The sequence below is a fragment of the Gloeothece verrucosa PCC 7822 genome, from assembly GCF_000147335.1.
GTDB lineage: Bacteria > Cyanobacteriota > Cyanobacteriia > Cyanobacteriales > Microcystaceae > Gloeothece > Gloeothece verrucosa.
On record NC_014501.1, the window covers coordinates 5,251,597 to 5,275,545 of the forward strand.

At 39.8% G+C, this 23,949-nt stretch carries 19 protein-coding genes; 11 read left to right on the forward strand and 8 right to left on the reverse strand.

The features are described 5' to 3' along the window. Positions 1-13: 13 nt before the first annotated feature. On the reverse strand, positions 14-556 hold the full coding sequence (locus tag CYAN7822_RS23625) for a CHAT domain-containing protein (protein WP_013324760.1): 543 nt from the start codon (positions 554-556) through the stop codon (positions 14-16). Between the two features lie 536 nt (positions 557-1,092). Next, positions 1,093-1,722, reverse strand: a complete 630-nt coding sequence (locus CYAN7822_RS23635) for a response regulator (RefSeq protein ID WP_041933366.1) — start codon at positions 1,720-1,722, stop codon at positions 1,093-1,095. Positions 1,723-1,940: 218 nt separating this feature from the next. Here CYAN7822_RS23635 and CYAN7822_RS35985 point away from each other — a divergent pair, with 218 nt between their 5' ends. Continuing rightward, complete coding sequence (locus CYAN7822_RS35985) at positions 1,941-2,105, forward strand: type II toxin-antitoxin system HigB family toxin (RefSeq protein WP_071881445.1); 165 nt, start codon at positions 1,941-1,943, stop codon at positions 2,103-2,105. Between the two features lie 45 nt (positions 2,106-2,150). Beyond that, entirely contained in the window at positions 2,151-2,573 is a 423-nt protein-coding gene (locus CYAN7822_RS39605; protein WP_013324763.1) for a helix-turn-helix domain-containing protein, read from the forward strand. 58 nt (positions 2,574-2,631) lie between these two features. Here the strand turns inward: CYAN7822_RS39605 and CYAN7822_RS23645 are convergent, their stop codons facing one another. Next, a complete protein-coding gene (locus tag CYAN7822_RS23645; protein WP_157871841.1) occupies positions 2,632-2,817 on the reverse strand; it encodes a hypothetical protein in 186 nt (61 codons plus the stop codon). A gap of 144 nt (positions 2,818-2,961) precedes the next feature. Here CYAN7822_RS23645 and CYAN7822_RS23650 point away from each other — a divergent pair, with 144 nt between their 5' ends. From CYAN7822_RS23650 to CYAN7822_RS23675, 6 genes are all read left to right on the forward strand, one after another. Beyond that, positions 2,962-3,900, forward strand: coding sequence for a spermine/spermidine synthase domain-containing protein (locus tag CYAN7822_RS23650; RefSeq protein ID WP_013324765.1), 939 nt, complete (start codon positions 2,962-2,964; stop codon positions 3,898-3,900). A 149-nt stretch (positions 3,901-4,049) separates the two neighbouring features. Then, the gene (locus CYAN7822_RS23655) at positions 4,050-4,826 is read left to right on the forward strand and encodes a GUN4 domain-containing protein (protein WP_013324766.1); all 777 of its coding nucleotides are present in this window, start codon (positions 4,050-4,052) and stop codon (positions 4,824-4,826) included. 585 nt (positions 4,827-5,411) lie between these two features. After that, entirely contained in the window at positions 5,412-6,968 is a 1,557-nt protein-coding gene (locus tag CYAN7822_RS23660; RefSeq protein ID WP_013324767.1) for a GAF domain-containing sensor histidine kinase, read from the forward strand. Between the two features lie 78 nt (positions 6,969-7,046). After that, positions 7,047-8,450, forward strand: a complete 1,404-nt coding sequence (locus CYAN7822_RS23665) for an IctB family putative bicarbonate transporter (protein WP_013324768.1) — start codon at positions 7,047-7,049, stop codon at positions 8,448-8,450. A gap of 545 nt (positions 8,451-8,995) precedes the next feature. Next, positions 8,996-11,122: a PAS domain-containing hybrid sensor histidine kinase/response regulator gene (locus CYAN7822_RS23670; RefSeq protein WP_013324769.1), complete on the forward strand. Its 2,127-nt coding sequence runs from the start codon at positions 8,996-8,998 to the stop codon at positions 11,120-11,122. A gap of 99 nt (positions 11,123-11,221) precedes the next feature. Then, the gene (locus tag CYAN7822_RS23675; RefSeq protein ID WP_041933368.1) at positions 11,222-12,394 is read left to right on the forward strand and encodes a pyridoxal phosphate-dependent aminotransferase; all 1,173 of its coding nucleotides are present in this window, start codon (positions 11,222-11,224) and stop codon (positions 12,392-12,394) included. 311 nt (positions 12,395-12,705) lie between these two features. Here CYAN7822_RS23675 and CYAN7822_RS23680 read toward each other — a convergent pair whose 3' ends face one another. Next, complete coding sequence (locus CYAN7822_RS23680) at positions 12,706-13,893, reverse strand: helix-turn-helix domain-containing protein (RefSeq protein ID WP_013324771.1); 1,188 nt, start codon at positions 13,891-13,893, stop codon at positions 12,706-12,708. Between the two features lie 649 nt (positions 13,894-14,542). On the opposite strand from CYAN7822_RS23680, the gene CYAN7822_RS23685 reads away from it, so the two are divergent. The 3 genes from CYAN7822_RS23685 to CYAN7822_RS23695 all read left to right on the forward strand — a co-directional run bounded on the left by CYAN7822_RS23685 (position 14,543) and on the right by CYAN7822_RS23695 (position 17,988). Beyond that, complete coding sequence (locus tag CYAN7822_RS23685) at positions 14,543-16,456, forward strand: long-chain fatty acid--CoA ligase (RefSeq protein ID WP_013324773.1); 1,914 nt, start codon at positions 14,543-14,545, stop codon at positions 16,454-16,456. Positions 16,457-16,656: 200 nt separating this feature from the next. After that, entirely contained in the window at positions 16,657-17,106 is a 450-nt protein-coding gene (locus CYAN7822_RS23690; RefSeq protein ID WP_013324774.1) for a YlqD family protein, read from the forward strand. A gap of 102 nt (positions 17,107-17,208) precedes the next feature. Further along, entirely contained in the window at positions 17,209-17,988 is a 780-nt protein-coding gene (locus CYAN7822_RS23695; RefSeq protein WP_013324775.1) for a class I SAM-dependent methyltransferase, read from the forward strand. A 99-nt stretch (positions 17,989-18,087) separates the two neighbouring features. Here the strand turns inward: CYAN7822_RS23695 and CYAN7822_RS23700 are convergent, their stop codons facing one another. From CYAN7822_RS23700 to CYAN7822_RS23715, 4 genes are all read right to left on the reverse strand, one after another. Next, positions 18,088-18,636, reverse strand: a complete 549-nt coding sequence (locus CYAN7822_RS23700) for a GNAT family N-acetyltransferase (RefSeq protein WP_013324776.1) — start codon at positions 18,634-18,636, stop codon at positions 18,088-18,090. Positions 18,637-18,812: 176 nt separating this feature from the next. Further along, the gene (locus CYAN7822_RS23705; RefSeq protein ID WP_013324777.1) at positions 18,813-20,864 is read right to left on the reverse strand and encodes an ABC transporter ATP-binding protein/permease; all 2,052 of its coding nucleotides are present in this window, start codon (positions 20,862-20,864) and stop codon (positions 18,813-18,815) included. A gap of 256 nt (positions 20,865-21,120) precedes the next feature. Continuing rightward, a complete protein-coding gene (locus tag CYAN7822_RS23710; RefSeq protein WP_013324778.1) occupies positions 21,121-21,513 on the reverse strand; it encodes a hypothetical protein in 393 nt (130 codons plus the stop codon). A gap of 170 nt (positions 21,514-21,683) precedes the next feature. Next, positions 21,684-23,861, reverse strand: coding sequence for a patatin-like phospholipase family protein (locus tag CYAN7822_RS23715; protein ID WP_013324779.1), 2,178 nt, complete (start codon positions 23,859-23,861; stop codon positions 21,684-21,686). Between the last annotated feature and the right edge of the window lie 88 nt (positions 23,862-23,949).

A 23,949-nucleotide genomic window follows, 5' to 3' on the forward strand; every position in this document is an offset into this window, starting at 1 on the left:
TCTGTTATCAGTTTTATTTTTTTTTAAACACTGGTATTAATTCCTGCGAAATGTGTTCCATTTCAATAGCAACCATACCTTCATCAAAAGCCCGTTGAAATACATCTTGAGTACCATAACTTTTATAACCCAACCCATCATAAAAGCCTTGAGCAAATGCAATTGCTGCTTGATCTTTGATTGAATTGTTCATACCAATCACATAATTAATATATTGGCTAATAGCAACCGCCGATTTTTCTGAATAACAAGTATTAAGCAAGACGCACTTAACATAATTAGTGTGTAATTTAAACAACGATGCCAACCCTTGTGGTGACACAGGTATGTTATTTTCCCCATCATCCTCTAATAACAAACTGCCATCTTTCATCCCGTGTCCACAAATATGAACGATTTGAGGCTGCTCCTCTTCAATTGTACGACGTATATCTTGAGAACGTACAGCAGTTCTCACTTCAATTTTAAATACCTCGCGCCTTGTAGCTCGTTCAATAGCTTCTCTAATTTTACGCATTTCAACATCTAGACGTAGACCTTGAGGAATAGCTGCCAAAATTTCTTTGTCGCTAGCTTTATTTTTAATTTTAAAATTATCAAAATGTATTAATAATCAGTGGGTTATATTTACCTTATTTTTTACTTGTGAAATAAATAATTATATAAAAAATCCAATAAACAAAAATCCCTAAAATTATCCAAGAAAACCACTCCGCATTTTTACCAAAAATACGTACATAAAGTTGCTCATGTATAAATCTCACAAAATCTAACAGTTGCCTAGGATCTACTAATTTAAATAATAAAATCATTCTCTTTCCTATCATTATTTATCAAGTAATACCATCTGTAAATTTTAACTAAACAAGAAATTTATAAAATTGTAGTATTCGTAAAAGATGCCTCAAAAACTGTAGTTTGATTTTCAAGAATTGGTAGAAAATCGCAGCCTCTGAATTTTGATCGCTTTTCTTACATCTGTACAAATCAAAACTAAGTGGATACTCTGAGAATAAACAAAGATCTCAACATTGTCACTATCTCAGTGTTGAGTTTTAAACCTATCAAATTGTGAGGTCGCCTACATAAAAACTACAGCCGCACAATCCCCCGATTCAGTGCCGTAACTAGCGCCTGAGTGCGATCGCCAACATCCAGCTTGCTAAAAATATTTTTGAGATGGAACCTAACGGTACTCTCAGCAATACTTAAATCCTGACTAATCTCGGAGTTACTCTTACCCTTAGCAATCAGCCGCAACACCTCCAACTCCCGATTACTCAACGGGGAACTGCCTAGCCGCTCTGCCAACTTAGCCGCTATATTGGGCGGAATATACTTTTGACCCTTATGTACAGTGCGAATAGCTTTCAGGAGTTCATGGGGTTCAGCCCCCTTAAAAATATAACCCTTAGCACCGGAGCGCAGTCCACGATAGATATTCTCATCACCGTCGTAGGTACTAAACACAATAATCCGAGCCTGTTTAAACTTAGCACGGATAGCCGCGATCGCATCAGCCCCTTCCATAATAGGCATTCGCAAATCCATCAGTGTCACGTCTGGGCGATGTTGAGCGAAAAGTGTTAACGCTTCTCGCCCGTCCTCAGCTTGCGCCACTACAGTAATGTCTCGCTCACATTCGAGCAACTTTTTTAAAGCTAGTCTGAAAATAGGATGATCGTCAGCAATCAGAATGCGAATAACATTAGGCTGGCTCATGCTCATTTACCTTTCTCCGTAAGGTTTTCAGGGTTTTGAGAAATTTATTAACGAATTAATGAAATGCTTGCCAGCTAGAAGTTTTAAAATTAGTTAACATAAAAAACTATATTTTGACAATCGAAGTTTACGGACTTAAGCAAAGTCAGTAAATGCTTCTCGGGAGACTAAAATTAATACTTATGTTCCCTGTCCTGACGAAATTCCATTAGTAAGTTATAGCAACCGCCAATCCATCAGATATAAAACAAACTTATCGTAATGCCAGCATTATTGCTAATAATCGAGTTATTTTTAACATCAAAGGTAATGACTATCGATTAATTGTTCATATTCGTTACGATATTAGTATTGTTTTTATCCGTTTTATTGGAACCCACTAAGACTATGACAAAATAGATGCAGAAACAATTTAAGGAGATGAATCAATGCTACTAAAACCTATTAAAACAGAAACGGATTATCAAAAAGCATTAGCTGAAATAGAAAGTCTATTTGATGCTCAACCCAATACTCCTGAATACGAACGCTTAGACCTTCTAACCACTTTAGTAGAAGCTTATGAAAAAATTCATTATCCCATCGCTCCTCCCGACCCCATTGAAGCAATTTTATACTATCTTAATAGTCGCGGCTTATCAATAGATGCTCTGCAAAATGATATAGAAAATAAAATAAATATCACAGATATTTTAGAAGATAATCAAGCCAAACCTCATCACTTCGCTACTCCAAATTCTCAAACTCCTATAACAGTTACACTAGATCCCGATGTGGCGGCTGTTTTCACCACCTCAGAAGCCGTCAATCATGCACTTCGGACTTTATTATCTAATTCAAAAAACTCTTAAATAAACTGCTTAGAAATTAAAAATGTACTGATTTTAGCGATCAGCTTAACCTTAAATTCTATAGTGTCTTAAAATACTGCTGTAATTGTTCCTTTCGCTGTTTCCTACTTTCCATTTCTAAAGATACAATCAATTCTTCTAGCTCTAGCTGTAACAATTCCAACTCTTTACGACGGTGACGAGAGCGCTCGAGAGTTTTCTTCAGTTTATCAGGGTCAGGCATTACTCTAGAGTCAGTCATCATAATCTCCAGTCTAGTTTAAACTTTGTTTTTAACTCTTCTGTATGATATAGGGGGTGAGAAGTTCAAATCCTTAAAAGTTATTAACAAGCCCCCCGTTTTGTGATATGTATAGATACTTGTGCCAACACTTCAGGGAGGGTAATTATGGCTGGTAGCGAAGTCAAAGCCGATTTATGGATTAATGAGTATATCACCCCTTGGGATATTTATAGTCATGGGATTACCCGTGTCCTAGCCGCTAAAAACACCGCTTATCAAGAAATGTATATTGTAGAAAGCGGCATATTTGGCAAAGCCTTAGTTCTCAACGGACAATGGCAATCCTGCACAGCAGAAGAATTCATTTATCATGAAGCCTTAGTCCAACCGGTAATGATCACCCATCAAAACCCAAAAAAGGTTCTAATATTGGGAGGAGGTGAAGGAGCAACCACCCGGGAAGTCTTACGGTGGAATACCGTTGAACGAGTGATGATGATTGATATTGATGGGGAAGTGGTCGAAGCTTGTCGAGAACATCTCCCAGAAATGCACGCCAATAGCTTTGATGATCCTCGCTTTGAATTAGTGGTAGCAGACGCTTTACAGGTTCTTGATACCACTACAGAGCAATGGGATATTATCATCTCTGATTTAACCGATCCAATGGAAGAAGGGCCATCCTTAGCGCTATTTGCCAAAGAATATTTTGAAAAATTAGTGCGAGTTTTAGCACCCGGCGGCTATGTAATTGTTCAATCAGGACCCGTTTCAGCCCCTTCAGTGAAATATCACGCTCGCCTAGTCAATACCTTAAAAACCGTATTTCCCCATGTCTTATCCTATTTTACCCCAACCGCCTCTTATGGTTCTCCTTGGGGATTTACCCTCTGTTCTCCAGAACCGATTAATACCCGTCCAGATCCCCTTGTGATCGATCAACTCTTAAAAGAAAAAACAAGCGGCGGCTTACGTTTAATTGATGGTGTTACCTTATTAGGAATGTTCCAAACACCCCTGTATATCCGAAAAGCCATTGAGCAATATACACAAATTTATACCCTCGAAACTCCCCCAGAATTTTTTGGGCAAGAGAATGATTAATCAATAGTCATTGGTCATGGGTCATTACTCGACAGCAATACAGGAATACTACCACAAGAACCCCTAACGGCTAACGGCTAATGACTAACGACTAATGACTAATGACTGATAATATTAATAGACAAAGACAAAGGTCAACGGGTGATGGCATGACTGACCAAACAACCTTGAGCGTTCAAGATAGTAGCGATAATGTCTCGTCAATCGTGGGACAGTTTAAATTGGAGTCTGAAAAAAATCAGCTTCAACTCATTCCTCAACTAGCCAGTAGCGGAGAAGCTGGTTTAAACGTACTTATTGAATTTTTGAAAACTCATCAGTCTAATGCTGTTAATGGCGAGTTTTCGTCATCCTCCAATGGTGCGAGTGCTTCCCTGGCCTTAGTGGTGGGTAAAGCTTATCAAGTAGTATACCAAGCCAATAGGCCCTCGACTCAGGAATTTTGCCAAACTTTCTTTCCCACTGGAGTCATTCCTTTAAAATCGGAGCGTAACATTGATTATCAAACCTTACAGCAATGTCTAGCGCGTGCCGACTTTCAAGAGGCCGACAATCTGACTCGCTCGTTACTTTGTGAATTAGCAGGGGAAGCGGCGATACAACGCAAGTGGCTGTATTTTACAGAAGTTGAGCAATTTCCCAGTACAGATTTAAACACCCTCAACGCTTTGTGGTGGATTCACTCAGAAGGAAAATTTGGATTTTCCGTACAAAGACGGATTTGGCAGTCTGTCGGTAAAGATTTTGCTAAACTGTGGCCTAAGATTGGCTGGAAAAATGGCAATAACTGGACTCAGTACCCAGATGAATTTATTTGGGACCTGAGCGCTCCTCAAGGACATCTGCCTCTACTCAATCAACTTAGAGGAGTACGAGTAACAGCCTCTTTATTCTCTCATCCCGTCTGGTCAGAATTTAACTGGTGAATGTAGTGGCAGATTTAGGAATTTAACTAATATATCGGCACTCTCTGCCTATTTTTGAGCAGGTAAATTAAATTATTAGGAGTTAAGCTCGGGGGCGCGAATTCTTGCTCTAACAAGAATACTCCTCCTCTCTCCTTAAAGCAGTTATCTTTAAATTGAATTAGCAACTGATAAAAATCATTATTTATTTTTTGTAAAGATCCTAGTCGAGAGTATAATCTCTAATCTTTTAGGCTGAATTTAGCCGCTTATTCATAAGCTAGTTAGAGCAACGAGTTTAAAAAAAATTTTTTCAAGACAACTTTAATTAGTAGCTCCAAAAAAAACCGTAAAATTACTGAAATTAAAAAACGGCTTGGAAATAACAAAAGCTATAGTCAACATTTTTGCAAAATTTTTACTAAAAATGTTTGTTTTGAAGTCCACTAGGGAACTTTATAGATAGTAGATCAAAAAACATCCCGTTAGAGATTAAGCTTTCTTAGTCAGGTAAAACTCGTTGATTTCCTGCTGCATGAAGCATGATTCCAGAAACCGGATGGATTTTTGATAACTCTCTAACCCTTAAACTGAGTGAGATGGGTGATGCAAGTGCAAGCAATAGATTTAAAACTCACAGTCAGTATGTCAAATCCGATTAATAGACTTTTTTGCCGTTTGGATGGGCTAACTCCTGCCATTAGAGAACAGCAGCGAGTCAGTATCCTCAAAAACCTTAGTTTACTAGAAGCAGAAACCATTCCTGTATTCGAGGAAGCAACACAAGCAGTAGCCCGTTACCTGGAAGTTCCCATCTGTATTTTAGGACTGATGGTTTATGAGCAAGTTTGGCTTAAGTCGGCTGCTGGACTGTCACATTTGGGATTAATGAATCAATTGGCATCTTCTCGCAAAATTCCTAGACTAGAGGCTTTTTGTACCTACGTGGTTGATAGTCACCAACCCCTAGTTATTTACGAAACTTATAGTGATCAGGTCTTTGCGCGTAGTACCTTAGCTCAACATTATGGAATCCGCTCTTATCTGGGCAGTCCTTTAATTACCGCAGATGGTTGGTGCATCGGAACACTGGCTGTTATGGACTTAGTTCCTCGTGAATTTACGCAAAAAGACCTAGAATTTTTAATGCTTAGTGCCCGTTGGTGCTTACGGGAATATGAACGAGATCATTTACTGAAAAACCAGCCGGCGCAAACCAATGAATGGGTCATTGTTGATCAAACACCAGAAAGAAAAACGCCTACTTCAGTCTTTGAACAGGATAATAATATACCAATAAAAACAACGATCACCAATTCTATCAATACCATTAAACTTAAATTACTTAAACAACTGACTCAAGAATTACGTGCGCCTTTAACCTCAGTTATTGGCATGGGGAGTGTATTACTCGGGGGCGTTTTTGGCTCTTTAACTAGCAAGCAAAAAGAATACTTAGATATTATCTATAACAGTGGGCAACAACTCAATTCTTTAGTGGATGAAATTCTGCGTTTAGGAGGCACAGAAGATCTTTCAACACAACTGAGTTTAAATCCTGTGAATGTTGAGATGCTCTGTCAGCAAATTCTCAATGATTTGGGAAAAGTTGCGGTGGCAAGACGACAAGAACTGCGTTTATCTGTCGAACCTGGGCAACGGATTTGGTTATTAGATAAAGAAAAGGCTCAACAGGCAATTTATTATTTAATGCTCAGTGTTCTAACCTCTTCTAATGCTGGCGGAGAAGTGCGAATTCACATTTCTCGTAAAACGAAAACCCTTAACCTCGCTGTTTGGGTGTCTCATCCTTGGTTAGCTGATGGCATACCTCAGATTAACCTTTTTGCTGAACCCCTCAAAAACGGTCTAGTGGTAGAATCAGATGGTTTAGAATTTAAAACTCAACTGGGATATTACGACCCAGAGGTGGGAAATCATGTTTTATCAGCTTCTTGTTTAGAAAGAGCTTTAAATAATGTAAAAGACCGCAATCTTTTAGATAAAAACCATAGTCCTCAACAATTGTTAGGATTATTGTTGGCCTGCCACTTTGCAGAAAGTCACGGGGGCAAAATTATGATCCAAGGTTCATCAGAGTCCGGTTATCGTTATGTTTTGACCCTGCCTAAAGTTGCTGCACAAGACGATTCCATTGGATAAGGAACAAGATTGTCTTGACACTTATCCTCTGATCATGGGTAACTAATCTCAATAATATTTGATCGGTGATAACTGTTTATGACTTCAGCCTGGAAACGAATCACTCTTGTACAATTATCCCCTAGTCAATGGCGTGGGGCAAGTTGGCTCTATCATCTTGTGGGTTCTTTGAAAGACTGGCACTCCGCAAGTTGGTTACTTCAGTGGGCAGAACCTTTAGGAGCGGCTCTCGTCTGTGTGGTTTTGGCTTTAAGTCCGTTTGTCTCCACCAGTTTAATCGGAATTTTACTGGCGGCTTGTGCTGGATATTGGCTATTGCTGACTTTATCAGAGCAAGATTGGGCTTGTATCACCCCTATTCATCTGTTGGTGTTGCTCTATTGGGGAATTGCTACGGTGGCGGTAGCTTTTTCTCCTGTTAAAGCCGCCGCTTTTGAAGGTTGGATTAAACTGACTTTATATTTAGTGATGTTTGCTCTGATGGCGCGTGTATTGCGCTCATCTCGTCTTACTTCTCTAATTGTAAGTGTGTATTTATTGGTTGCTTTAGTGGTGAGTGTTTATGGGGTGCGACAACAATTGTCCGGAGTGGAACAGTTAGCCACTTGGAATGATCCCCTTTCAGATTTAGCAGGAACCACCCGAGTCTATAGTTATTTGGGCAATCCTAATCTTTTAGCCAGCTATTTATTACCGGCGATTGCTTTAAGTGCAGCAGCACTGTTTGTGTGGCAGGGTTGGCTTCAAAAAACTTTGGCTATGACGATGTTGTTAGTTAATACTGCCTGTTTATACTATACCCAGAGTCGCGGTGGCTGGATTGGCGTAATGGTGCTTTCTCTGGTTTTTCTGCTCTTGCTGTATTACTGGTATAAAGATTCCCTTCCTCCCTTTTGGCAAAAGTGGTTACTTCCGATTGTTTTAGGCACTCTTGCCGCATTTCTTCTGATAGCGATGATGTTCGTTGATCCCCTACGCATCAGGGTGATGAGTATTTTTGCCGGACGTGAAGATAGTAGTAATAATTTTAGAATGAATGTTTGGGGTTCTGTTATTAAAATGATTAAGGCTTACCCGATTATTGGTATTGGTCCCGGTAATGAAGCTTTTAATAAAGTTTATCCTCTTTTTATGCACCCTAAATATAGCGCTTTGAGTGCTTATTCTATCTTTTTAGAAACTACTGTAGAAACCGGTGTGATTGGTTTTACTTGTTTTTTATGGTTACTGGTGGTAACGATTAATCAGGGCGTTCGTCAAATTAAGGATTTACGTCAACAAGCAAATCTTCAGGGTTTTTGGTTAATCGCTGCTGTGGCTACTATGGCAGGAATGTTAGCTCATGGTTGTGTGGATACGGTTTGGTATCGTCCCCAAATTAGCACCCTTTGGTGGTTAATGTTGGCTCTGATAGCCAGTCGTTACCAGGGGGTTTTTTCTCCAAACAAAAAAGCTGACCAAGCCTATTCCACTGCTCAATGATATCTCCCATATAAATCGCTAGGCACTTACTTTTTCGTAAAGCCTAAACAGGGGGCAAGGTATGATTCTATCAACCGGCCCTCGTTTTTCTTAATTAATTTAATATACGAGTGGCAAGTTTTAAGCTTTTTAATTCAATTTTCCCAATCAAGCGCGAAACCGTTACCTTCGCTCTCAAGCTTGAGTTTATCGGTAGTAATCTTTCTTATGGTGGAAGTAGAAAGTTAAAACTCAGATTATCGTTAGTCCATAACAAGATAATAATATTACCTTTTAAGTGATCGTGTTATTATCACTAGACTCAAGAGCAAGTGAAAGCGGCTCGGGAATATAGTAAACTTGTTGAAAAGCAATTGCAGGAATCTCAAGCATTCTTAAATCAATCTGATGATTAATTTTTTAAGCCAATTTTAACCTCAAGATCATCCCTAGAGCTTTAGTCAGCAAAAAAAATCTCTATTTGGCAACAGTAATCTGACAAATATTGAAGGATTACTAAAATAAAAATAAGCAAACAAACCGCTCAATTTATTATTATAAATATAATGACTTTTAAACAGTTTGAGCAACAAGTTCAATCGGCACAACGACGCTGGAAATCTATTCAGCAGACTGTTCAAGAAGCCTCAAATCCATCTCCTGAATTGCAGGCAGAGATTATCACCGAATTAGCTATTGCTTTAGAAGAGTTGCGGGTGGCAACAGAAACCTTACAGCAACAGAACGAAGAATTATATCTGGCTCGTCAAGATGCCGAAAGGCTAAGTCAGCACTATCAAGACTTATTTGAGTTTGCTCCAGATGGCTATTTAGTCACCGATGAGCGAGGCATTATTCACGAGGCAAATCATGTAGCCGCCAGCTTACTCAACGTACGTAAAAAATATTTGGTCAACAAGCCGCTAGACATTTTTGTCGCTCAGGCAGACAAGGAAATTTTTAATAGTTACTGGTCACAAATTAAGCAAACCTTGGATAAAAATCTCCTGAAAATAAACAATAACAACCCCCCTAAGAACTTAATCAAAAACTGGGAAACGCTGTTACAACCCCGAGACAAAGAACCCTTGCCAGTGGCCATCTCTATGTCTATCAGTGCTAACTTTGAGGAACACAGTATTAGACTGTACTGGTTGTTACGGGATATTAGCGAGGCAAAACAAGCACAAGAGAAAATCTACGAACAAGCCGCGCTACTCGATGCCACCACCGACGCAATTTTAGTTCAAAACCTCCAAGACCAAATTGTCTATTGGAATCGAGGAGCAGAGCAATTGTACGGTTGGACAAAAGAAGAAGCTCACTTAAAAAATCTTAATCTACTTTTGTCTCCAGAATCTTTATATAAATTGCCAGAAATATACCAAAATCTTTTTAAAAAAAATCGCTGGGAAGGAGAAATTTATCAACTAACTAAAAGCGGCAAAGAAATTATTGTAGACAGTCGCTGGTCTTTAGTACGGGATGAAAAAAACAACCTCAAATCTATCCTTATTGTCAATACTGATGTCACTTTAAACAAACAAATCGAAGCCAAGCGGCTGCAAAACCAACGTTTAGAAATTATCGGCGCTCTGTCCAGTGGAATTTCTCACGATTTAAACAATATCCTTACCCCGATTTTGGGCATGGCTCAACTGTTAGTTAGAAATTTATCTCACCTTGATGAGACTACGCAACAGATGTTGAAAATCATAGAAATTAATGCTCAACGTGGGGCGGGTTTGCTTAAGCAAATTCTGATGTTTTCTCGAGGGGTTAAAGGTCGGAATTCTATCCTACTGGTTAGTTCTTTAATTTTAGAAATTCGACAAATGCTGCAAGAAATTTTTCCGAAAACCATTATCATCGAGCAGGATATCATGCCTGATATTTGGGCAATTAATGGGGATATCACTCAGTTACATCAAATGTTGATGAACCTCTGCTTAAATGCAAGGGATGCCATGCCCGACGGTGGGAAATTGACAATTGCAGCCAAAAATTTCATGATTGACCAAGCTTATAGCAACATCGAACCAGAAGCCAAAATTGGGCCTTATGTGGTGATAAGCGTCTTAGACACCGGTATGGGCATTCCCTCAGAGATGAAAGAGCGAATTTTTGAGCCATTTTTTACCAATAAAGAGATTGGTAAAGGCACCGGATTGGGGCTTTCTATTGTTATGAATATTGTCAAAAATCATGGCGGTTTTATTAAAGTTTTGAGCGAAGTAGGAAAAGGAAGTCACTTTAAAATATTCTTGCCCGCCGTAGAAATCACCACAGTCATTCCCCAACCTGTCGCCAGTTTACCCAGAGGAAACGGAGCCTTAATATTAATTGTGGATGATGAAGTGGATATTGGCTATACTACGAAAACTTTGCTAAAAACCTACGGCTATCAGGTACTTACTGCTACTAATGGCGTTGAAGCCATCGCACTCTATGCTCAACATTATGATAAAATAGCGGCGGTTTTGATAGATATGGTCATGCCTTCTATGGATGGGGCAACCACTATCTATACTTTAGAAAAAATTAATCCAATGGTTAAGATTATTGCTACTAGCGGGCTAATTTCTATTGATCAAATTGACCAAACTGTCAATAAGAGTATTTACGGTTTTTTGCCGAAGCCTTATACTTCAGAAGAATTATTAACGATTTTACAAGAGGTGATACACAGTTAAACTCTCTAACAGGTTACCTCAGTTTTGACGGGTAAGGTGGCCTTTTGCCTAATCTTAGAGTTACTTTGTTGAGTATCCGCCTAGGAATGAACCATCATGATGCCAAGACTCAATTCTCGCATGGAGGCGGTACAGTCTCCCATTATTCCTGTTGTTGGACAATTGATTTTACAAAATCCAGGGACAATCTCTTTAGGACAGGGTGTGGTTTTTTATCCACCACCAGATGAGGCCATCGTCGCCATTTCTCAATTTCTCGCCGATACAGAAAATCATAAATATAAAGCTGTGCCGGGAATTCCTTCTCTACTAGCTACCCTGGAAGAGAAATTAAAAATAGAAAACCGCATCACCATTCATCCTAACAGGGCCGTTGTGGTTACTGCCGGGGGAAATATGGCATTTATGAATGCTATTTTAGCTATTACCTCACCCGGAGAAGAAATTATTATTAATACACCCTATTATTTTAATCATGAAATGGCTATTAGAATGGCCGGTTGTCAGCCTATTTTAGTCAATACCGACCTGAATTATCAACTGTGTCCTGATGCTATAGAAGCCGCTATTACCGATAAAACTAAAGCAGTGGTGACTATTTCTCCTAATAATCCTACAGGCGTTGTTTATCCTCAGTTCAGTTTGGAAAGGGTTAATGATATTTGTCGAAAACATGGCATTTATCATATTCATGATGAAGCTTATGAATACTTTACTTACAACGGAGTTGAGTCCTTCTCGCCTTGCTCAATTCCTGAAAGTGAAAATTATACTATCTCTCTTTATAGTCTTTCAAAAGCTTATGGGTTTGCCAGTTGGCGCATTGGTTATATGGTGATTCCTGAACATTTATTAGAGGCTGTAAAAAAAATTCAAGATACGATATTAATCTGTCCTCCTGTTATTTCTCAATATGCCGCTTTAGGAGCCTTAAAAGTCGGAGTAACTTACTGTAAAAAGCATCTACAAGACCTGATGGCTGTTCGAGAAGTGGTCTTAATCTCTCTAAAAAGTCTTGAAAATTTATGTACGGTGGCGGCGGCCGATGGTGCTTTTTATTGTTTTCTCAAAGTTCATACAGATATGAACGATTTTGAATTAGTTAAAACCTTAATCGAACGATATAAAGTCGCTGTGCTGCCGGGAATGACCTTTGGCATGACCGACGGGTGCTATATCCGTCTTGCTTATGGTGCCCTGAAAAAAGAAACAGCAACAGCAGGAATTGAACGATTAGTAGAAGGAATTAAACAGATTTTCCAGGAGGAATGAATATTACATCAAGCGGCTAAAAATTTTAAAATAGGGTTTTGAGTTCTTCTTCAAAAATTATGATTTATGCAAGAGGTCTGATGTAGAGACGTTGCAGCCAACGCCTCGACTTTTAACAGGGCTATTTCATTCTTTTGAAACGCTCACAGGCTAAAGCCTGGAGCTATACGAACCAAGCCTGCCTACGCAGGCTAAAAGGCTCATAATTCGTCAGATAGCCCGCGCAGGCGGGCTTGGTTCGTGTAGCCCAACCCTTCAGGGTTAGGGTGTTTGAGAGAATGAAATAGCCCTCGACTTTTATGCTTCAGTCTTCAATTTTCTGAAAGGAAAATAATGTGATGCTTGGTATCATAAATAATTTTTCCTTGTTTTTTTAGTTGGCCCAACAATCGTGTAATGGTCACTCTAGTGGTGCCACAAGCATTAGCCAATTCTTGATGAGTAAGACGAACTCGTAAACGATAACCTTGGGCAGTTTTTTGAGAAAAATTCTCTTTCAACCACAACAAAAGTTGATTGACTCGTTCGTTTACTTGCCGCACTCCACCAATAGCTAAAAGGTATTCTGTCTGTCGCAAGCGCTCAATAATTTGAGGAAAAATCATTTTAATCCCTTCAGTAGAATTTACAACCTGTGCTAAAGGGACACAGGATAACTGTACTTTTTGCGAGAGGGCAGTGGCTTGATAAGTGGGAAGAGAAGTTAAACTAGAACCAAAAGGCATGGACTCGCCGACTAAACCAATGAGGATTTCTTCGCCACTTTCAGCAAGGGTACTCAGCTTTACCCATCCTTGATGCACTATCCAAAGACTATTAGGATGTAAGGGAATAATTTCCCCTTGTTGATAAATATATTTAGACGTTTCTTGAGAGAGACTACCATTATTTTTTACTGGCCAACAGTGAACCTGCTGATGTTGAGTCTGTTCGCGCAAAATCCAATGTAAAGCGACTAGCTTACCCCCACGATCATAACGATGAGCAACGCTGATGGCAATCTCTAGCAATTCTGCATTTCGGGGTTGAATACGGGTAACCCAATGTTGAGACTGTCCTGAGTGATGTAGCTGACTTAGTTTAGTGACTAAAAGCTGCCGTTCTTGTGGCGGCAAAAAGATATCTATGGGTTTGTTGCTTAAAAAACGCGACTCAACATTTAAAAGAGTAGCGCAGGCTTGGTTAGCTTGTAAAATTTTTCCTTCAAGATTGCTAATTACATAAGCATCCGGTAAAAGCTCAAATACGGCTTTATAGTGCTGGCGTTCTGCCTCTAATTTCATTTGAGTCGTTGCCAATTCCTCAGATTTTACGGTTAACTCTTCGAGAGCTATTTGTAACTCTTCAGAAGCCGTCCCGAGTTCTTTGTAAGCAACCGATAGGAGTCCTCTAGATTCTTCTACAGTGGTGTGACTATTTCTGCCGGCATTTTTATAAAGCTCCTCTAAATTTTTTTGGAATTTGTCTAGCATTAAAACAAAAGAGTTTTCATTAATCATCAACCCACCTCTTAAAATATTGTTAAATTTTTTTTGTTTATTTTTTGGGTTTTGTATCTGATATTACCATTTGGATCAACATGGGATCACACATTTGGTAGAGGTCATCAATTGATACAATTCGATATTTTTTAAATGAGTCTTCGACCTTCTGGTAAATTTTCCCGTTTTGGATGAGTTATGAGGTGTTTAACCGTCGTTCCTGGAAAGGGGCGGCGATTTTTTTTAAGAATTGTAACACTGAAGTTTTTCCCTAAGATGAATCAAGCTCAAGCAATGATCTCGCCAATACATTATTGATTATCTCCTAAATTCTCTAATGGTGGGAACACAAATCTTAAACCGATCAACTTTAATAATAATTTACAATAATAAACTGAAAAAATCAATAAAATTAATTTTACTAATTTCACGTAAAACTGTCAATTCTCCCCAAAAAAAGCTATTCCATGCAGGCTCAAGAGAATAAAATTTAATACTAGGTTTTCTTCATAGCTAATGATAGATAATAATTTATGATAATCAATAATCAATAGACAACCCTCAATCTGTCCACTCTCATCACTAGGAGGGCTTTGCCCAAAACTAAAATTAATCATAGACTCTTTTCGATTAAACTAAGTAAAAACCTCCTATAATCCTTAATACCATGAGTAAACTTATTGATTATTCAAAGATAAACGCCTTATCGGAAATCTGGCCCATCGCTCAACAGCAATTTGGGGACATAGTTGCACTTCATGACCCTCATAGTAAGCCAGAAATAATTATTACTTATTCAGATTTATACCGACAGATACAGGAATTTGCCAGAGGTTTACAAGCATTAGGAGTCGATCCCGAAGCCAAAATCGCTTTATTTGCTGATAATTGTCCTCGTTGGTTTATCGCTGACCAAGGAATTATTATCTCTGGGGCAGCCAATGCCGTACGATCTTCTGGAGCCGAACGACAAGAATTACTATATATATACAATGATAGCGATAGCATCGCTCTAGTGGTAGAAGACTTAAAAACTTTAACAAAACTGCGCCCTGAACTTGATGAGTTAACGGTTCAATTTGTAATACTCCTATCGGATGAACAGGCCCCCACTAATGACCCCCTAAAAATTCTCAATTTCAAGCAATTATTAGAACTAGGAGCCAATTCACCCTTTAAACCCGTCGAGCAAACTCGCGCCAGCCTCGCTACCCTTATCTATACCTCTGGAACGACAGGAAAACCCAAAGGAGTCATGCTCTCTCATGGCAACTTATTACATCAGATCATCAATTTTGGCACGGTGTTTCAACCTGAGCCGGGTGATCGCGTTTTAAGCATTTTACCCTCTTGGCACTCCTATGAGCGCACCGTAGAATATTATGTTCTCTCCCAAGGTGTTACCCAAATTTATACCAATCTTCGCAGCTTTAAAAACGATTTAAAACGATTTCAACCTCATTTAATGGTAGGAGTTCCTCGCCTTTGGGAATCGGTTTATGAAGGAATACAAAAACAGTTTCGCGAACAAAATGCCAATAAGCAAAAATTGGTCAACTTTTTCCTCAAGCAATCTGAAAATTACATCCTAGCTCAACGCATCGCTAATAATTTAAGTTTAAATCACCTAAATGCTTCAGCCAGTGAGCGGCTACAGGCTAAACTCAAAGCCGCTTTATTAGCCCCCCTACACGCTTTAGGAGATCGCCTAATATACGAAAAAGTAAGAGAGGGAGTGGGAAAAAACGTCAAAGCTTGGATCAGTGGCGGAGGTTCTCTAGCAAGACACATAGACACCTTTTATGAAATTGTCAATATACCTGTATTAGTGGGATATGGACTGACAGAAACCTCACCCGTAACCAATGTTCGCACTTTAGAGAGAAACTTAAGAGGATCATGTGGCACACCCCTTCGTTACACAGAAATTCGTATTGTTGATCCCGAAACGCGGCAGGAATTACCCGTCGAACAACAGGGGTTAGTTCTCATTCGCGGGCCACAAGTCATGCAAGGATATTACAAAAAACCTGAAGCCACAGCTAAAGTGATCGATCCTCAAGGGTGGTTTGACAGTGGAGACTTGGGTTGGGTGACACCGATGAATGATTTAGTCATAAGCGGACGAGCAAAAGACACCATCGTTCTCAGTAATGGCGAAAATATCGAACCCCAACCCATAGAAGATGCTTGTGTTCGCAGTCCCTATATTGACCAAATTATGTTAGTGGGTCAAGATCAAAAAGCCTTGGGAGCGCTCATTGTGCCTAATCTTGATGCCCTACAAACTTGGGCCAAACAACAACAACTCGACCTAGAAATTCCCGGACCCGAAGCATCCATCGAAGAAATTCATGCCTCTTCCCTCTCGAGTAAGCCGGTTCAAAACTTATTGCGCCAAGAATTGAACCGACTGGTGAAGGACCGCCCCGGATACCGTGCTGATGACCAGATTAAAGAATTTGAGTTAATTTTAGAACCTTTTTCTATCGAAAATGGAACCATGACCCAAACCTTAAAGATCAAGCGACCGGTTGTAATGGAACGGTATCGCGCTATTATTGACGGGATGTATAAATAATTCACAGTTAACCGCCATTAGTGTTAACTGTAATACTTATGAGTGTTCAGTTATGACCACTGGCCACTGACTGGAGTCGGGGACTTTTTCCTGGCTCCTGTATAGGCGGGTTTTTCAGATAAGTTATCGTATGACTACAGCTATCTTATCTCCCTCAATCCCTGCCTACCCATTAACCACTGACAACTTAGAAAAAACTTATGGACGAGACGAACACCAGCTTACTGCTAAAACGACCAGTCATCCTCAAGGTTATTGTTACCGATAAATGGAAAGAGGAAGTCCAGCAACAACTTCAATTTCAAGTTGAGCAGTTAGATACTCAACTACAGCAATTGGAGATGCAGGGACAACAAATGATCGCTAACATTCAAAAGCAAAGTATTATTCCGCCGCCGCCCCAAGTCTCACAGCAAATTGAGAACATTCAAAACCAAGTAAACCAAAAAAAAGCTGAGATCTTAGAACGGAAAAATCAAGCTCTCCAGCAACTTCAACAAGTCCAAGTCCTCAAGTTAGATGAAGAGGTTGTTCAGGCACAATTAGAAAGCTTTTTCCGTGTTGAAGTCGGAGATAATTTGGTGCAAAAGATGAATGTAGAAGTGGTCATTAAAGATGGAATCGTAGAAGACATTCGCGGCGAGTTATAAGTTAATTTAACTTGATTGGGGTTGGATTGAGTGCTATGCAAGCCCAACCCCCCTTTTTTCCTTGAATCGAGCCTTCTGCCTCGTACCTACTCCTTTTAGATTATGAATCAATCATTAAGACCTAATACGACCTGGGATGCTAATCTCTACCAAGATAAATATGCTTTTGTCTGGCACTATGGGGCAGAACTCATAGAAATTTTGTCCCCTCAAAAGCGAGAGCAGGTCCTTGATCTTGGCTGCGGCACAGGTCAATTAACCCATCAAATCGCGCAAATGGGTGCAATCGTTACCGGAATTGACCATTCACCCACGATGATTGCTCAGGCGGCTAAAAACTATCCTGATCTCCAATTTCGGGTAGCTGATGGAGCGAACTTTTCAGTAGAGACACCCTTTGATGCTGTTTTTTCCAATGCGGCGTTGCACTGGATCAAAGACTCTCAAGGGGCTATTCGCTGTATTTGGCAAGCTTTGAGAACGGGCGGTCGTTTTGTGGCTGAATTTGGCGGCAAAGGCAACGTAGAGCAGATTGTGTCGGCTTTTAAAAGGGTTTTGACCCAAAACGGCTATCCGGTCACCCCCGAGTTAAATCCTTGGTATTTTCCCAGTGTGGGAGAGTATGCCATATTACTTGAGCAGCAAGGGTTTGAGGTGACTTATGCCACCCTATTTGAACGACCGACTCAGTTAGAGGAGGGGGAACAGGGGATACAAAATTGGATCGAAATGTTTGGCAAGAGTTGGCTATTGATAGTTCCTGAACCTGAACGAGCAGAAATCCTTCAGCAAGTAGAAGCACAACTGAAAACAAAACTTTATCGCGATCAGACTTGGTTTGCTGATTATAAACGCTTAAGAATAGTTGCTATCAAACTGTAGGGTGTAGGGTGTAGGGTGTAGGGTGTAGGGTGTGAGGGAATTGTGGGCGTTTTACAATGCTTTATACAGAGTGGTTTATTTATGTCCAGGTACTTGGAGCTATAAGTCTGTCTTGTTCAATTCCCAAACTAGCATCTTACCGTTACCTCGTGTATCTATATGCCGCATACCGATTTTTTCTAGCACCCGCTTGGAGGCTATATTATCGGCATAGCAACCGGCTGTCACAGTTTGCATATTGGGTTGAGACAATGACCAATCTAGCATTGCTTTAGTCGCTTCAGTTCCATATCCCTGTCTTCGATAAGAAGGCGCTATGATATAGCCCAGTTCCAATGACTCTGTCGGTGAACCTGTGGCATCTGGGATAATTTTGAGCATAACGTGGCCAATGAGGGTATTGTCGGCTTGATGAATGACTAAATTTCCCCATCCCCATTCTCCTTGCCAGGAATATTTAGTCAAAATAGCGGCGATTTCGGGTAAAATTTGATAATTATCTTCCTCAAGCCAGTCCGGTAGCACTCTCACCCCGAGAACTTTTCCTAATTGATCATTTCCCCCTATGGCGGCTTGTACAAGTTCCAGTTTAAAGGGGATTAAATCTAAACGTTTGGTAACGACTTTTTGCTGATAATCTTGTTTCATATTTGTCTGATATTACCTTGTGTAAAGGATCAATTTTTGCCAATAAATAATAAGCTAAGACGCATTTAAATAGGCTATTATTAACGCTCAGAAATCAAGTTCAAATCCTTACACCTCGCCGAACCGAAGTGTTCCCTTATCTCAATAGACAAATTTTATCCCTGTCAGCTTAACCGCTAATCTCTAACCCATTTTAACACATTGGGGTCTTTATTATAGTGATAAGTAAAGCCCTCTTTAGTGGTAATGGTTTTCCCTTGCCTTGCTTTGTTTCTAATAGTGCTAATAGAATAATTCGTTAAAACTTTTATTTCTTGATGAGAAAGTTCATGCCGCGAGGGGGTTTCGGTTGATTGTTCTAAATTATTTTCGGATTGATGGGTTTTTGGTGAGGGGGGTTCGGGTTCATTTATGGTAACCCTATCTTCGGAATTGTCCACCGTTGGCGGCAAATTATGCCCATTTTCTTTTTCCTGTCGATAATCTTCTATAGAAAAAACCTTCCAACCGGAATTTTCTGAAAGTTCCAAAACCCATTGATGATAATCAAACAGACTTTCTCGATGTCCGACACTAATAAAAGTTGTTTGAGTTTGCTGTAATTTTCGATATAAATTTTCTTCATTACTTAAATCTAAGGCACTCGTAGCTTCATCTAATATGGTAAATCTAGGACGAGTAATTAACACTCGTGCAAAAGCGAGGCGTTGTTGTTCTCCTAACGATAATATATTCTCCCAAGGCGCTTCTACATCAAAATCGCTGACTCGGGTTAGCAAGTTTTGAAGATTAACTTGGTGCAAAATATCTTCGAGTTCTTTATTGCTTACTTCTCGAGTGGTCTGAGGATAGAGTAACTGTTCGCGCAAAGTTCCCAAAATAATATAAGGACGTTGGGGTAAAAACAACAAATCTTTGAGGGGAGGACGGATAAGGCGACCCGTTCCCGAATTCCATAAACCCGCGATGGCCCGTAGTAGAGAACTTTTCCCGCGACCACTCGGACCGACAATTAATAATCCTTGTCCGGGTTGCACAGACAGAGATAAGTTTTCTACAATTACTTTGTCATAATTCGGCGTTTGTAAGGTAAAATTTTCAAAAGCCAAACGGTTTTCTTCTATGGTGGTAATAGTCGTTAGTTTCTCGGGTTCTTGAGTGATGGCTTTCAACCCATCCGAAAACTCAGCCAAACGCTGAATATAACTCGATAAGCGTCCTGAAATTCCCCATTCAGCGATTAATTGTCCTAGGGCATTAGAAAACATAAAGCAAGCTAAACTCGCTTGGCTAATTTCTCCATAATCAATTTGATCTTGAATAAATAAAGGTGTAAGAATAAACATAGAAAACACAGCGATGGCTGACTGATAGGCTCGGTTAAAAATATCTTGACCTCTCTCCCAACTCAAGCGGCGTTCAGCATTGTCCAAAACATTTTTAAATCTGCGCTCAATAATTTTTGCTTCTTGATTCTCTCCTTGAAAGAAAGCGATAGATTCAGCATGATCCCGAACATGAGTCAGAGAATAATTGTATTCAGCTTTAAATTCTAGTTCTTGTTTATTAATTTTATTTAATTCTTGGGTCAAATAAACAGCGATTAAGTTACCGACAATCGTATAAATAATCAGATAAATTGCTATCTGTTGGGAAATTGTCCAGAGAATTATGATAAATGTACTCATTTCTAAGACTTTTTGCAATAAAGTCGTTAAAAATCTGAGGGTAATAGTGGTAATAGGTTCGATTTCTTGGGATAAACGTTGATCCGGGTTTTCCAGACCCGATTTAAAGCCTATTTTATAATAAGCGCGATTGCTCAAATATTGTTGTAAAATATAATTACTTAGCCATCTATACCAATCCAAAGCGACTTTTTTTCTAACAAATTGAGAAAAGCCTACTAAGAGCGTTATCGCCACAATCAAAAGACAAGAAAGCCATAAGGTACTCCAATATTTAGAAATGTCTCTTTCTTCTATAATAATATCAATTACATAGCGATTCCAAAAACTCCCTAAACCATCTATACTCACAAGTCCGACGATTAATAATACCAGTAGAGCCAGCATTCCCCAGGAGCGAATCACATCAGCAAATGCTCTGCCGCCTGGATCGGTTGGATACCAGTAAGGTTGTGCGACGATTTTGATATCTTCCCAAAATTGAGTTAAAGGCGAAGGCGGCTCACTTATAGCTTTATCACGAACAACTTGAGTTTGCATATTCTAAAAATATAAGAGGTTGATAGTTGAGCAAAATTCCGATGAATTTGTCTCAATGTCTCTTCCTTTATTGGCTTTTACTTGAGTAGTGTTTCTGATTATAAACATCCACTGTAGGATTTTCAATGAAGTCCTTTGAGAATTTTATCGGCTGACATCTTTCTCAAAGGACCTTTTGCTGTTCTTCGGCACTTTTTTGTCCTGATTCCTGAATAAGGATTATTCGATGTGGAATACAACGAATGTAACAGTGACATTATTCCTCAATGATTTCAATGGTTTTTGGGGTTGGTTCGGGTTCAGTCGGATCAACGGTTCTTGGGCTAAGTTCATGCTTAAGCTTGAGTTTTAGGTCATCTGTAATGGGTAAATCTTGAATTTCTTTGAGCAAAACGCGGACGGATTCAGTTTTGCTGCGTTCAGTGTAGATATTCTTGAGGATAGCATCAATGCCAAAAGCCGTGACCTCCTCGGCGATCACACCAGCCAAACCGAGCAAGCCTAAACCGCCTATAATTCCTAAAGGACCTCCCAACCCTGCAATTAAAGCGATCGCGGCGGCGCTACTTCCTCCTGATGCAGCGATAGCAATCACCAAAAGGATACCAGGAAGACCTAAACCTGCAATTTTTTTAATAATTTCGTCCATGTTAGTTACCTGAAATTTTTACACGATTGGTTAACGATTTACAAGATATTATTAAGGGTACAACAAGATATTAACTCTGATTAGAGTGTTTTTTTTATCCCCCAGAAGGAGCATCCGAGCCTTTAAAAAAACTGTTCATCGTTTTATTTCCTCACTCAGAAAGATAAAATTTAGCTGGATAATATGCTACATAATTCATCGATTTGTGGACTTTTTTCGGTAATTAGTCTATGAGTTAATTCTTGTAGCCGCCGAATATTGTCCAGTTTGGCGTTATCGATTTCTTCTAATTCCCCAGTTAGGAACGTTTGAAAGCGATAATAAATATTTTTCTTTTCTTCAGCCTCAAACAATCGTTCTAATTGTCCGGCTGTCACTTCACTACCCCCGTCAAAGACAATATTTAATAAAGGTCTTGACCATTGCAATGTCCCCCAATTTTTCACCGCATCATAAGGGTATACAGTGGTTAGAGAACCTGTCCCCAAGGAAACGAGCAAAAGATCTTCAGTATGAAGGATTTCGTTTTGGGTTTGGTTACTAATTTTCGCTTCCAAGATGGCTAGATTAGCTGGATTATTGGCCACTACACCCCCATCGACTAATGTATAAAAGCCGTTGGAATTATGAGAAGTAACAATATGATAGGGAGGAAAAAATGTTGGCGTGGCAGTGGTAGCTAATGCCGCATCGGCGAGGGTAAAACCGAGGCATAATTTACGAAATCTTCTCGATTGAGTTTCTTGTTTTTCGAGTTTGTTGGTAAAAAAGATAGGTATTCGCTGTTCTATATCATAACTGGTGACAAAAACTTCTTTAAGATTATTTTCTAGAAGGGCCTGTCCAAAATATTCTTTGATAATGGTTTCCCTTCCCTCTGGAGAATATTTCGGTTGGGTAAAAATATCTTCTAGAGAACCGAGGATTTTTTCAAAAAATGGCTCATAAAAGATTTCTGCACCATGTTTAACAAACAGTTCCAAGAGGTCTTCGGCACTGTATTGGGGAGTAGGCGGACTACCGGGTGCATCTAAATTTAGGTGGGGTTTGGTTAACCCTAATGCAAGAATTCCGCCGCTTGAAGTTCCGGCAATTAAATCAAATAAGCTAGATATGGGCTTTTGTGTCCGCTTTTCAATTTCTGCTAGGATGATGGCGGGAATAATGCCCCGAATCCCACCTCCATCAATGGATAGGATTCTATATTTAGGTTTTGCTGTGGTATTCATCGTTTTTTGGGATTCCTCCTCGGTTAAGGTTTGTATGGGTTCAGGCGATTCTATCGGGGTGGAAACTTCGGTTTCAGGGGTTGGGGCGGTTTGGGTTTCCTCTGCTTGAGGTAGGAGGGGTAGGGGTGTTTCGCTGGATAAGTTGCCGCTTTGACTGGGGTCAAGTTCCTCTGCTTGAGGTAGGAGGGGTAGGGGTGTTTCGCTGGATAAGTTGCCGCTTTGACTGGGGTCAAGTTCGGCACCCTCATCATTTTCTATTGGGGTTGGGAGGGGTACTTGTCCAGCGCCTACACTGTTCCCCTTCGGGTTCGGCGGTTCACTTATGTCGGGGAACCCGCCAACGTGCCCGCCCTCACCTGTTCCCTGTTCCCTGTTCCCTGTTCCCTGTTCCCTGTTCCCTGTTCCCTGTTCCCTGTTTTCTTTGGTAAAAGGAATTAGGGCTGTATCCCAAGTGGGATTACCATGCAATTTGCCATGAAAAGCATTTCTGCTGGCGTTGCGGACGCTTGTACCTTCTCCTTCGTTTAATTTCCAATAAGCGATTAATCCTTCTTCATTTCCCTCGATAAGGCCACTACGATGTCTCTCAATTTCTGCCGCCGTACAGGCAATTTTCCAGACACTAATATTAGCTAATTGTCCATTAAAATAAACTTGATTATGTAAAGTCGCGCCCAAAGTAACGGGGCTAGTGGCTTTGTTTAAAGAAGAACCGGTCAGAGAATCACTATACTGATGATCATCGAGAAATACACTCACAAGACCTTGATTAAAAACCAGAGCAAAAAAGTGCCATTGACCGATGCTTAATTCTCCATTCCCCAAGGTTTTGATCTGTCTTTTTACCTTCTCATCAATATAGACATCTAGGTTGCCTTCCTCACTGATGCCTAATTCAAAATTATCGCTGTATTGGTCTGAAGAACGAGAAAAAAAGACATTGCGTGTTCCATAAGTGGTAGCTTTATTGGTTAAGCGCAGAGGATTCACCCATCCTGAAATGGTAAAGGATGAATTGCCTTGTGCAAAAACACCACCTAGGTCATTTTTACCAAAAGCTATGTAATCATCCAGGCCATCAAAGGTCAAAACTAATTGAGGAGCTACTGCGTTTGTCACACTATTTTAATCTCCAAATAAAAGGAAGTAAAAATTATTTATCTCTAGGTATTTATTTGATAATTTTTATTTTTTATCCAGGCAATAA